The following is a 12,817-nucleotide window of genomic DNA, read 5'->3' on the forward strand; positions in this document are numbered from 1 at the left end:
AATTACGACAATGAAAGATCTGGATCGATAAAAAGAAGGAATTAGAAGCACGTTATGTGCTTCTAATTATATCTTCTATCCAGCTTCCACCTTAGCACTTTCTTTTAACGCATGCACAACGCCAACTATTTCATCAACAGTATTATCATCAAACAAGCCATAAACTCCCTCGTGATGCAAGGCGACAAAAGGTTGGTCTAATAACTTGGATGGCTCAAGAACACCGTTAATACTTAAATAATCAATGATCATATTAATAAAATTAATTTGGTTAGCATTTAGGGTTGCCTTTCCTAAAAGTGCTGCAAAAGCATCTTGCGCAGCACTTCGATCAAGTCCAAGCAGTCCGCGAACGAAAATACCAAACGAATTTTCGCCATCTGTTGCAAAATGATTATTGAACTGTTCCTTTGTTCCCACCTGCTCTTGCTCGATCATATCCGAAAAGGATTCAATATCCAGTAATGTTATGGTCTTATTACGTCTTAACTTCTGAATAGCGATGTGATCTTGATGCTGTTTTACATACTCGCTAATATGGACTTTGTAATCCTTAAAATCGCCATATGACGGAAGCGTGGCGTCAAAACGAATGTCTTTTAGCTCATCCTCGAAATTCGTGTGCACGATTACTTTTTGCTCTTTGTCGAGTAGCCGGATGAGCTCACGAATGACTTTTCGAATCTTGTCTAAATCAATTGCTGAAGTCCGATCAAAGAAACGAACGTCCATGATTTCCCGCAACATGTCAGCATGATCTGCCACTTGCGGAATCACTCGCTTTTGATACAATGCTTCTGCAATGGTTTGCAGCTGCTTTTTCTTTGCATCCACACCTGAAATCACCGAGACCCCCAGTACCATTCGCTGGAGCCTCACATGAAGTAAGTCCACTCGTTTCTTGTCTTCTGGCTCGGCATCGTAGACAAGTTTAGCAAAGCCATCCTCACTCACTAAACGAATGACGTCCTGCTCCTCGAGACGCTCGAAGCTCTCCGAGTTTCGAAACTTCGTCAAAAGCGGAATAAAGGGACGAATGGCAAAGTGATGCTCATCCATGGCTGTCAGTTGCCTTGAAAGTGTGCTAATCAGCTCATTTCGAATGTCGTCATACATCCTGCCGGAAGCAAACAATTCGCGGACAAGATGTACTCGTTCAACAAAGAGCTGCCCTGTAAGGTGAAGCGAAATCGGTTTGGGTGGATCTTTTTTCGTGAAATTAAAATATTCTACATTGCCGCATAAATCAAAAAGCAGCGCATGCGTTTTATGGACGCCTGGCTCGAACAGATCTTCACGAAGCCGTGTGCCGCGACCGATCATCTGCCAAAACTTCGTTAACGAAAACACCGGCTTAAAGAGTACAAGATTAACAACTTCTGGCACATCAATGCCGGTATCGAGCATATCGACGGACACTGCAATATGAGGGTCTTTTTCCTCTTGTTTGAAGTTCTCGATTAAAGTTTCCGCATAGTCCACTTTGTAATGAATTTCAGCTGCAAACTTGCCCTTTAGATGCGGCATCATTTCATCGAAAACCTGTACAATCAAATTGGCATGTGCATTATTTCTTGCAAAGATAATAGTTTTTCCGAGTCGATCACCGCCCGCCACTTTGATTCCATGTTCAAATAAGACCTCGAGTGAGCGTTGCACCGTATCCTTGTTAAATAAAAATTGGTTGACTTCTTCCTTACTGACTTTTTTATTTTTCTTATGCGGCATAACCTGCGCGTCGTACTCTAGCTGTTCTTCTACCGATAACTCGTCTCGATCGATGCCATCATGAAGGAATTTAAAAAATACGGACACTGGTTTGACGGGCACCAAATTTTTATCTTCGATTGCTTGCTCGTATTCATACGCAAAAGTGGGGATATTTGTTGCCAGTCCAAAAAAGTTATAGGTGTGATGATCCACATCAGACTTTGGCGTTGCCGTAAGCCCCAATAAAAGCGAATCAAAATACTCAAACAACATGCCAAACTTATTGTAAATTGATCGATGCGCTTCATCGATAATAATTAGATCAAAAAAGCCAGCGCTGAATTTAGGTTTAACACCAGGTTGAATAGAGCTCAGCATGGTTTGATAGGTAGAAAAATAAATCCGAGCGGATGGATCATCTTTATCCTCGAGCAGATTACACGTCGTGACACTTGGCAAATGTTTTTTAAATTCCTTTGCAGCCTGGCGTACCAACTCTCTGCGATCGGCGAGGAATAAAACGTTTTTAGTCCAACCTGCATGCTTTAGAACATCAACAAGCGCAATGGCGGTACGTGTTTTGCCGGTTCCTGTCGCCATGACCAAAAGGGAACGCCGTCGACCGCTTTCGTATGTCTCCGCAACACGTTTAATCGCTTCGATTTGGTACACACGTCCCGCAATCACCGCATTGGTTTTGTAGTCCTTCGTTGCTTTACGTTCTCTACGTTTTTGAATTGCCCATTCTAGATCAGCTTTCGAATAAAACGACACGCACGTGCGCGGCGGATAGAAGGTGTCATCCCAAATCTGTGTTTCATAGCCATTGGTATAAAACATGATTGGACGTTGTCCGTATTTTTCTTCTAGCTGATTGGCGTAAAGCACGGCTTGCTGTTTTCCCTTTTGCGCATCATGAACCATGCTTTTCACTTCAATGACGGCAAGCGGTAACCCAGCATCTGACCATAATACGTAATCGCAATAGCCAAGCCCCGTACGGTTTGGCATCCCTTCCACTTCATATTCTCGGACGTTTTGACCGTGGGCGTTCCATCCCGCTTCCCGAAGCATGACATCGATAATGAGCTGCCGTGTACGCGCTTCATTTTCAGGTGGAATCGTAATACTTGGATTGGCTGGTCGATTGATAAGTTCATCGATTTTCTTTTTGAGCTTAGCATTTTCTTCTTCTACTTCTTGAATGCGGGCATCTTTTTCCGCGATTTGCTTTTCTAATTTTTGCAGCGATTCAGTCGAATCGGCTGTTTTCTTGGTGTTAGCTGGCACCAAATCTCGATTAAATGTCAGGTTTTGAATTGGCTGGTCGAGATAATAATCTTGTAGCCAGTTAAAAAACAAAAACAAATGCTCAAACATAAGCAGCGACTGTTCCGTCGTGATTGATGTATCATCGTGGACAGCCATGTTGCCAAGTTTTACGATAAGCTTGATGGGCTGAAACAACTCTTGCGCAATCGTTTCGATAAATGATTTGGTATGAATGAGATCCATAAGAGTATAGCGTTCTTTTTCCGGGTACTCTAAGTAGCCATCGGTGCTATACATCCAACGAACCGCACGCTCAAGCGACGCGCGGCTATAAAAGAGGGATGTACGTGGATTGGCGTAGACATTCGATTCGGCTTCAGAAGCGTATTCATGCAGGGTTTCCCACTGTGGGTACGCTTTTAGTAAATCAACGTTTAAGGGCATAGTCATCCACCTTCGAATCGCGGCATTGTAGTCGTCCGGTAAACGCTTGATGTAAAAGGGATTGGAAGTTTTCTTCGAGTTTGACAAGTTGCTGCTTCATGTTAGTTTTTAGAATTTGTATATCTTTTAAATACTGAGAAAACTTCTGCTGAAGCTCAATCGGTGGCAAAATTAACTGCATATTTTCAAGTTTTTTCTTTGAAATATTTGGCATAGAACCTGCACTACCTTCAGCTAACTTCTGGATAACCAGCTTCTTATATCTTTTATTATTAAACAAGCCCCATATAAATAGTTTCTCTACATCTGCATTGGACATAAATTGAAAACGGAATATCGTATCCGGCATCATTAGTTGTCTCGGGGTTACGTAAGCATATGCGCATGCTCCAACCAGATCTTTCGTATTTTTTCTGGTAAATAATAGGTCCCCTTCATTAACTTCAATCTTACTGTCTGATTCAGTACCTGGAAGTAACTTCTTGTTTTCCCTAGGAACATAAACGCCTTTGGTGACAGAACTCAGTTTTAATACTCCCCATTCGCCTTCTTTAGCAGGCTTATCATCACACGTTGGACTCCATCCACTTTCAATTTTTTTGAGAATTTCACCAAATTTGAAAGTGTCTAAGCCATACGGGTTGGAAATGGGATCCCCAAACATCTCGATAAACACCGACTCAACGAGTCCATCCATCTTGGCAATCGCTTCATTGCGCTTTTGGATCAGGGCGTCTGCTTCGGCTAACGCTGACGCAATTTTTTGTTGAACATTCAACTCTGGCAAATCTAAGTCCAAGTCCTTTAGAACATCAATCGTTATGCCTTTTACCGTTGCACCTTTTCCATGTGAGATTATTTTTTTCTCATTACTTTTTATAAAATAAAATAAGTAATTCAAATTAAGTTTTGAGTCATCTTTTATCAATAGTGCTTTAAGATCTTGGTTTATAGCAACATCCATTAAATTTATCGCTACTTTCCCAAGTGCCATACGAGTCGGAAGAATTACATTACCTGCTGGAATCAATCTTGATGCCGAACTGTTTAACCCTCTCTCAGTAATCGACTCTAGAGAGGTAGAGATTAAGCTAGCTTTAAAATCCTTAACTGATATCCATGGAATGTCTCCATTCCAATATTCATCTACTTCTCTATCAGGTGTTCCGCCTCCAACGACTGTTACAAGTTCTTCAAGCTTTAGCTTCACCCCAACATCTCCTTCAGTTTACGCAATCCTGATGTAATGTCGTTTTCCAGTTCAACAATTTCCTGAAGGATTTGTTTTGGTGGAGCATAGTTTACTTCTTCGTGCACTTGCTCTTTATAACGATTAATACTCAGATCATATTTATTTGATCGTATATCCTCGACCGGCACAAAGAATGATTGTTCCGTACGAGTACGTTGCTGTTCTGACTCCAGGTTATTAAAGCGAGCAATGATATCCGGAATATTATTATCTTCGTGCTTGGTCAGATCGAGTTCACGACGGTGATCATCAAGAGAGTATCCATCCGCTTGCATGTCGTAGAACCAAACCTGATCGGTTCCACCAATGCTCGTCTTACGGAAGATTATAATTGCTGTTGATACCCCTGCGTACGGCTTAAATACGCCAGAAGGCATTGAAATAATTGCTTCCAGCTTATGATAATCAATAATCTCTTTTCGGATCGCCACATGCGCTGTAGACGAGCCAAATAATACGCCGTCCGGCACGATTACCGCGCAACGTCCACCGTTTTTAAGCAGACGTAGCATGAGCGCTAAGAACAGAAGCTCTGTCTTCTTCGTTTTCACTTTGGCAAGCAGGTTGTCCGCAACTTCGCTGTAATCGAGTGAGCCCTTAAACGGCGGATTGGCAAGGACCATTGTGTACTGCTCTTCCTCCCTATTCGATTTCGATAACGAGTCCTTATACACCATATTCGGATCATCAATTTCATGTAGCATGAGGTTCATGCTAGCGATACGAAGCATTGTCTGATCCGTATCAAATCCATAAAACATTGATGTTTTATAGTGCTCCTGATGCCCTTCACTATCCGATTTTACGAATAATTCTTCGCGATAGTGTTTTGCAACATATTCCGCAGCGGCAACTAAAAAGCCAGCTGTGCCGGTTGCGGGATCTACAATTTTATCCCCAAGCGATGGCTCCATGAGCTCCACCATCATTTTGATAATATGGCGAGGCGTACGGAACTGACCGTTTGTACCCGAAGTCGATAGCTTCGAGAGCAGATACTCATACAAATCGCCCATTGAATCTTTATTTTTATCCTTCATCTCGTCAAGCATGATGTCAATAGCGGTCACTACACGCTGAAGAAGTTGAGAGGATGGAATAATAAACACCGCATTTTCCAAATGTCTTGCAAATTTAGAGTCAGTCCCACCCAGAATCTTCATATGCGGAAATGCTTTGTCTTTTACAATATCAAACATTTCTTGTGCATCTGGTTTGTTTTTAAACGTAGACCATCGCAGATCGCGTTCCACTTCGCTAAATATTGGATTGGTGATTTGCCCGCCAGCTAATCTGACCCTGCGCTCCTGTTTTGTTTGCTTTTCATCTAATTGTTTCATGAATAGCAAATATGTAATTTGTTCAATAACGGAAAGTGGATTGGTAATTCCACCTGTCCAGAACATTTCCCAAATCGTATCGACCTTGTTGCGAATATCGCCAGTTAGCATACGTGCCTCCATGATAATAATAGATTGTCATTCCTACAATATTTGCATAGTACAATTGTACCAAAAATGCCTCTAATCCACATCCATCAAAAAAATCAAGCAGGTTAATTGGTTCCACCAAGTTGACGCATCCAATGGTAAATAACTATGACTCTACTTTAAGATTACGACCAGTTTTGAATAAAGTCGCTAACTTCTTTTCTGATCCTTTTCACTACTTTAGGCACATTCGGCTCTAAAGATTGCTTAAGCTCGCCCATAAGCATTTCGAATACTTCAATGTCAGATAAATGGGTTTCACCCCGATGAATTACAAACCGTCTTTTAATGTTTTCAGCTGTTGTTGTTCGAATATGATGACGTTCAACGGCAAAGTCTTCCGTTCCGTACAACGGCGCCTTCACCCATACGCGTAGATAATACTCCTCTTCATACTTCCGTGTCGCAGCAAAATACGGATCTTCCCACTGACAAACAAGAAGCTTCTTCGCTTGTCCCAGAATTTTCTTTTGGTCTTCTAATCTCTTTTTTTCAAAATTCATTTGCTCTAGATATCTGTAGAATTCTCCATCTACAATCCATACACGATATCTTTGGCTCAAATTATAAAACAAGGTACTCGTTCGTTGTGAATACATAATTTTATCACCTCCGGCAGTAAACATACACAGGCTTTCACCATAAATCTAATCAGTCAAGATTATATAGCATCAAAAAGGAGCCTATCGGCTCCCTTATTGTTTCTAAATTTGAATATCGTGATTTGAAAATGGCTGGACGGGCACAAAACCACCAGTTTTCTTAAACTTCATTCGATGCGTGAATCCACTAATCGCATCTGAACAATCGATATATTCGAAATTAAGCCGGTTCAATGGACCCCGTTCTAAATGCACCGAAAGAATGCACACTCTCTCATTGTAGCCGGTTGTGGTGTTTAACTGCTCATCCATTGCATCAATAACAAGATGTTCCAGTGGTAAGAGGGCAAACATATCACGAGCGATACGAAGAATGCAGCTACAGACATAGTCTTGCTGAATATCGTAATATTGTGTTTTCGTCATCTCTTTTTCAGAAACTTTTCCAGTCTTCGTAAGTGACAGCGCTGTTTTTGGAACAACGGAATCGCTATGAACATCAAACTCAATATTCATAAATTGGGACTGGTCACAGAAAAATTCAAAACCACTTCCAAATTCAAGTAAATCATCAAGGGGAGACATTTGCTCGATCACTTCAAAAAAGGCTTCCACTTCCCCATCTACAACGCGATTTGCAAGCGTACGAAGTTCAAGCCATTCTTGATAGGCTTTAGCGTCTTCTTCCGCTGCGCTTTGTACTGCCTTCAAAAGCTTGTTTCTTTGGCTGGTTTCCGTTTTAAATAATTTTACGAAAAAATTCGGTTGATAGCTTTCGTATATCTGTGTTGCTGATAACTCATTTGGACCTCTTTGATCTTTTTGAAATGGAGCTGGCGTATCATTTAACTCCATCCAATTGATTTCTTCATCGCATTCCTTATGAATAGACTTAATCATTTCTATACGGTTCTCGAATTTTTCAACAATCAAGCGATTTCTTTCTTGTTCCTCCCTTGCCTGTTGTTCTCTTTGAAGTATCTCCATATGTCGTTGATACGAGTTCGAGCGATAATTTCTCTTGTTAGAACTTGATGATGTATAAGAAATGCCCGTTCCAGGAATACTTGCAGTCGTCCGTCTCCGACCTGAGCTATGAACACTATATCGGAGTCCTTTGCCACCAAAACTTACACCCAAACCTGATTTGCTCGCGGTCATGCGAATGCCAGGCGCAATTTTAAAACTTTTGCGAAAACCAAAACCCATACCAATCCCTCCTGATTTTAATGGTCTATTAATCGTCTTTACAAAGCCCCGTTCATACATATAGCTGAATTAAATCTCAGGCTCTCTGCCTTGAATGTCTCTACACAAGCTCAAAAACTTAGATTCACAACTTTTTAATGAAATCCAAAAATTTCGAGAAAAAGGACTTTGGCTGGCTAGATGGTGGAGTGGGATTTGGTCTAGCCATAGGTATTGGCGTAATTTTCTTCGTTGGTGGTGCATTATTGTTGATTTGATCCAGAATCATCTGATTTTTCGATTTAGGCGCTGATGCTACCACAGTTGGTTTCACTACAGGTTTTACAGTAGGTACAGGCTTTACTACTGGTTTTGCTTGCCTTGGCGTCTGAATTGAATCCATGATATCCTTGTTACTTTTCCGACTGACACCTCCAACAGAAGTGGAAATTTCTTGAAACAACTGCCTTGCATCGCTTTCATTTTTCAGGATATTAATTTTTGTCGTGGGCTCTAAGATGAATTGAGGTGCTCCTTTGTACTGATCAACAAGCTGTACCACTGAAATCCATTTGCCTTTTAGTGCGTTTATATCCTTACCTTTGTTTCTCATGGCATGTAGTGCATCTGCCCAGAGGACTATACAGAAACTTTTCATCCTATAATCACCGAAATTAATAAATGCACATGGATGACCATATTTTGTTTTTCTGACAACCACATCTGCTACTTTCCCTACAACCTCAACCACATTCCCGTTACGTGCTAGAATTTTGTTCGCATCTAATGCCATAAAAACTTCATACTGTCTTCGCCTTGGCGCATGCTTGATTTCGACCAATTCATGAGAAGGAACGTTTACCTGGCCCGATATGAAATCTTCAAGTGTGGGTACATGCTTCAGTGGCGCTCTGCACAAGAGCTTTAATTGTCTTACATATTTAGAGAGGGATGGGATGCTGCTTAAATCGTTAAGCAACGCTGATCCATCAAGTTTAATAAAATCATCTCTTCTAAAAAGGAGGTTCTCTCCATTATCATATTTCGCCCAAAGGGTAGGAGAGGCTTGAAGCGCTTCTAAAGCTATGAAGATAACAATTGCTGAAAAGCGATCCGTTGCATTGCCCACAACATACTTGTCGCGCATTGGATGCTGATAATTCGTATGTCCGAGTTCATTACTTGAAGAGTAATTCATGCCTGGTACATACATACCGTCATAATCAATGAGCTTCAGTTGGTCATTGCAAACCATGATATTGCCATGCTGGAGATCACCATGGGCAACACCTAGTCGTTCAAGCTCCAATATACATTTTCTAAATTGCGCAGACAATGCGGCAATCGCAGCCTTCTTGGATAAATGATCTTCCACATATGTATTTAATAGACTGCCATTCATCCAATCCATTTTAATAATAGGATAGAAGGCGTTATTAATCCGAATACCGTCTTTTTGGTAATCGAAACTGACAAAGTAAGGATAGGAAGACCGGTTTAAAAAACTACTTATCTTTTGATAGCGATCTTGAATATCGGGCATTTCTTTGTGAAAACAACGAATCGCCCATTGTTTGTTCGAATTGGATCCTGCTATGCGATATGTCAAAGCGAAGCCACCTGACGCCACTTTAGGTAAACCTAAAGGTGTCTTTGTAACCACGCCTTTTTTCAATTCCGGGTCATTAAAGACGATATGCGGATTTTGTATCGCGTCATGATAATCATTCATTAATGGGTAAGCCATTTTTATCTACCCCATCGTCATTAATAACTTCCATAATCACTATCGTGACATCATCATTCTTGATTTCTTGTTTTTCTCGGAGCTCTGAAATGAAGATTTCAAAATTCTCTTCAGTCAAGGCTAGTAACGTATCGTGCGGAGGAGCGCCTTTTGCACATTTATTCATAAACCAATGAGCAATGGCATCTGTCATTAAATAAAAAGTAGTTTTTCCTTGGCTTAACGTTAACGGTCGCAAGTGCTGCTTGTCCGTTTCACTTAAATGTTCATTTTTATGTTTGAATGTGGCAATTAAGTATGGCGTGCTATCAAATTCATCTGCAGATCGCTGAGGAAACGAATGAAAACCCGAATCATCATCAAACCAAAATAAACAGGAATCACCAACTGCCACAGCGAAGAAAGACTTTTGTTCAAAGTCGATTTCTAAGCCAAGTAGCGTTGCAAAGGATCCTTGTTCCAAAACCTTATTTTGTGCATGCCACGGCAAAGAATCGATGTCGATAGAAGCATAAAACTCTTTGTATGCATCGAGTAACCAGTCGCTATCAATAACCATCGTGGGACTATCAACAAAACGACGAACGAGAATTTTTGCCCACTGTTTTGAAAAAGAAGCTTCCGTAGCGCCGTCAGAAACGGCAACTACGGTGTGCTCATTGGTTAAACAATGAGCATATGCATCCTCGTACTCATCAGAGATGTTTCCCCGCTTTTGAGTGCTAAAAACTTTAAAATAATTGATATTCATACCATCACCTGAGATTGGCAGCTCGCGTACCAATTTCCATAAAGTCAATTAGCGAAACAATTTCGGCATTATAGCAGTAACCTCTGGAATTAGCTGACGCGGTGTACCCTGCATTTTCAGCAAGCTTTTGCATCGACTCCGTCAATACACTCGACATCCTAAACATTTTTTTAGCGGAAGCGTTTGGCAATTGGCTTTCAGAGTCAACATAAAGAAATTGCTGGTTGGAATGCTGCGTTATATGTACGTTGAACAGTAGCACTTCCCCATCATTCGTGCCAATTTGTTTAAGCTTATCTGCGATCTCTTCTGGATCCTCAGAATCGGTGTTTTCGCCGTCTGTGATATTGATGACAATGGGAGGAAAGCTGTCCGGATGGTTATCGCACCATGTCACTAGTTCAACTGCAGCTTGCTTAAGAGCTTGATACATGGGTGTACCACCATCTGCAACCGGCTCAAACCAAACCGGGAATTTGATTCTTTGTTCAATCACGCCCCCTGCTCCATCGGATACTTTTTTGATCCTATCTTCGATACGTAAAGGGTTTTCTTCGATTGCACTAATCGGGTTTAGAATCGCACTTGCCAATACACCCTTAAGCCCATTGGAACACTTATTATTACCATAGGCAATCACTCCGACATCGAAGTAATTTCGAACTCCCTCAGACTTGGAGCATTTAATAATCAAATCATTAAAGAGCTTATTAATACTATCGGAAACAAGCTCCGCTAATGTTTTCCCGAACTCGTTTTTGGAATCCATTGATCCCGATTGATCGATCAGAAATAAAAAAGCGGTTGGGTTATTTCGACTAATTTCAGCAGAGTACATAAAACGATGACCTCCTATAATCCTGATAATATGACTTATGACTCACAACACCTAGCACTAGTATATCAAATCATGTTGTCGAAAAATGTCTATTCGTGTAGATATCAAAAATGTTCTTAAATGTTCCTAAATGCTTCTAATTATCATTTAGTGACTAACAGACGGTTAATGTCTGCGTAAATCTTCAGTAAATTAGATGCCTATTTAGAAGAATTCAACATCCCTTATCTAAAAGCGTTAATCTAACTGAGCTTTCCTAGAAAAAAATACGCGGTATTTACTTGTTCGAGATCAAAAATAATGCTAAAGATAACATAAGCCTGCTGGGATACCAGCAGGCTTTTATCATCTTTGAACACCGTCCAACCGCAACAATCTTCCACCAAGTTCAGTAGATCGTATGGCGTGCTCATTTCAAATTATCGATTTCCATCCAGCGCGCTTCATGAACTCTAGATATTTATGTGCGGATAATTGTCTCATTGCTGTTGCACGCGTTCTACGTCACCAACCTCTCTCTAAAACATAAGGAATCTTGTATTCAGTACACAAATCAACATGCTCTTGTCGACTTGTCAAGCTATTTTCACTCCTATCGATAACTCCAATACCTGAAACTTCTTGGGAACCATCTCCTGAAGTTGTAGCCTCTTCACCTACTAATACACCTATAATAGATGTAATAATTGATTCTTCGCCTGAAGCTTCACAAGGTACTAGGAATGCTGCTGAGGTTACTTTGGAGTTCCCTTTGAATCGTTTCCCCGAAACGGCAGCTCACCCGGAGCAGAAAATAATCGCGTAGAATCCTTAAAAGGGATTGATACAAAAAAAGGTTTTGACCGTGATGAATGGCCTATGGCTTTGTGAGCTGAAGGTGGTACTGGTGAAGATATCGCTTATGTTACTCCCTCTGAGAATCATGGCGCAGACTCATGGGTAGGGAATCAACTCGAGGATTTGAAGGATGGAACAAAAGTGTTGTTTGTCGTAGGAAAATCAGACGTAACAGTCATTTCAGCTATACCCAATACAGCCGAGGTTGTGGTCGCGACAGAAAAGACATTTGCCACTAAGAAGCCTGCTGCAACAGAAAAACCAATAACTACAAACACGCATACTGCAAAACCAACTGAAAATCCAGTTGTAGTTGAGGAAACCGTTTCTTATGCTAATTGTTCTCCTGTTAGAGCTTCTGGTGCTGATCCGATTTATGAATATGATCCTGGCTATAGTCTTAAGCTTAATCGTGATGGTGACGACATCGGATGTGAATAAATTAAAAGGAGATGTACTGTTCAATCCTTTTTTTTCTTTTCATTCTACTAACACTTCTATTTTCTGTCTAAATAAGTATAGATAATCCATAAAAAAAGCCACCCGGAAAGGTGGCTAGCACTCAAGAAGAGTGCAAAAGTATAGATAGGAGTGGAGAGTCCTGTCCTTAACCTGTAGGTTTTTTTCTTAAAAGAATTATCGATTCCATTGATTATTACTGATGTCGTATCTTCTTCTCACATGAA

General features: G+C 40.8%; 9 protein-coding genes and 1 pseudogene. 2 read left to right on the forward strand and 8 right to left on the reverse strand.

Annotation, left to right across the window (positions count from 1 at the left end):
* Positions 1-75: 75 nt before the first annotated feature.
* The 8 genes from FGT79_RS29535 to FGT79_RS29570 all read right to left on the reverse strand — a co-directional run bounded on the left by FGT79_RS29535 (position 76) and on the right by FGT79_RS29570 (position 11,294).
* The gene (locus FGT79_RS29535) at positions 76-3,426 is read right to left on the reverse strand and encodes a DEAD/DEAH box helicase family protein (protein ID WP_171056516.1); all 3,351 of its coding nucleotides are present in this window, start codon (positions 3,424-3,426) and stop codon (positions 76-78) included.
* Entirely contained in the window at positions 3,410-4,636 is a 1,227-nt protein-coding gene (locus FGT79_RS29540; RefSeq protein ID WP_138756406.1) for a restriction endonuclease subunit S, read from the reverse strand. The genes FGT79_RS29535 and FGT79_RS29540 overlap by 17 nt, the downstream gene beginning before the upstream one ends.
* Positions 4,633-6,129: a type I restriction-modification system subunit M gene (locus FGT79_RS29545; protein ID WP_138756407.1), complete on the reverse strand. Its 1,497-nt coding sequence runs from the start codon at positions 6,127-6,129 to the stop codon at positions 4,633-4,635. Before FGT79_RS29545 ends, FGT79_RS29540 begins: the two co-directional genes overlap by 4 nt.
* Positions 6,130-6,293: 164 nt before the next feature.
* Positions 6,294-6,767: a hypothetical protein gene (locus tag FGT79_RS29550; protein ID WP_138756408.1), complete on the reverse strand. Its 474-nt coding sequence runs from the start codon at positions 6,765-6,767 to the stop codon at positions 6,294-6,296.
* Positions 6,768-6,872: 105 nt separating this feature from the next.
* Positions 6,873-7,979, reverse strand: a complete 1,107-nt coding sequence (locus tag FGT79_RS29555) for a DUF4236 domain-containing protein (RefSeq protein ID WP_138756409.1) — start codon at positions 7,977-7,979, stop codon at positions 6,873-6,875.
* 124 nt (positions 7,980-8,103) lie between these two features.
* Complete coding sequence (locus FGT79_RS29560) at positions 8,104-9,705, reverse strand: protein kinase family protein (protein WP_138756410.1); 1,602 nt, start codon at positions 9,703-9,705, stop codon at positions 8,104-8,106.
* Complete coding sequence (locus tag FGT79_RS29565) at positions 9,683-10,456, reverse strand: protein phosphatase 2C domain-containing protein (protein WP_138756411.1); 774 nt, start codon at positions 10,454-10,456, stop codon at positions 9,683-9,685. Before FGT79_RS29565 ends, FGT79_RS29560 begins: the two co-directional genes overlap by 23 nt.
* 4 nt (positions 10,457-10,460) lie before the next feature.
* Positions 10,461-11,294 carry a vWA domain-containing protein gene (locus FGT79_RS29570; RefSeq protein ID WP_138756412.1) on the reverse strand — a complete coding sequence of 278 codons (834 nt, stop codon included), beginning with the start codon at positions 11,292-11,294 and terminating at the stop codon, positions 10,461-10,463.
* A gap of 673 nt (positions 11,295-11,967) precedes the next feature.
* On the opposite strand from FGT79_RS29570, the pseudogene FGT79_RS31695 reads away from it, so the two are divergent.
* Positions 11,968-12,287: pseudogene (locus tag FGT79_RS31695) on the forward strand (NucA/NucB deoxyribonuclease domain-containing protein); the annotation flags it as partial.
* 51 nt (positions 12,288-12,338) lie between these two features.
* Positions 12,339-12,572, forward strand: a complete 234-nt coding sequence (locus FGT79_RS29575) for an excalibur calcium-binding domain-containing protein (RefSeq protein WP_246096686.1) — start codon at positions 12,339-12,341, stop codon at positions 12,570-12,572.
* Positions 12,573-12,817: the final 245 nt, after the last annotated feature.

The organism is Paenibacillus sinopodophylli, assembly GCF_005930355.1.
GTDB classification, from domain to species: Bacteria; Bacillota; Bacilli; order Paenibacillales; family Paenibacillaceae; genus Pristimantibacillus; species Pristimantibacillus sinopodophylli.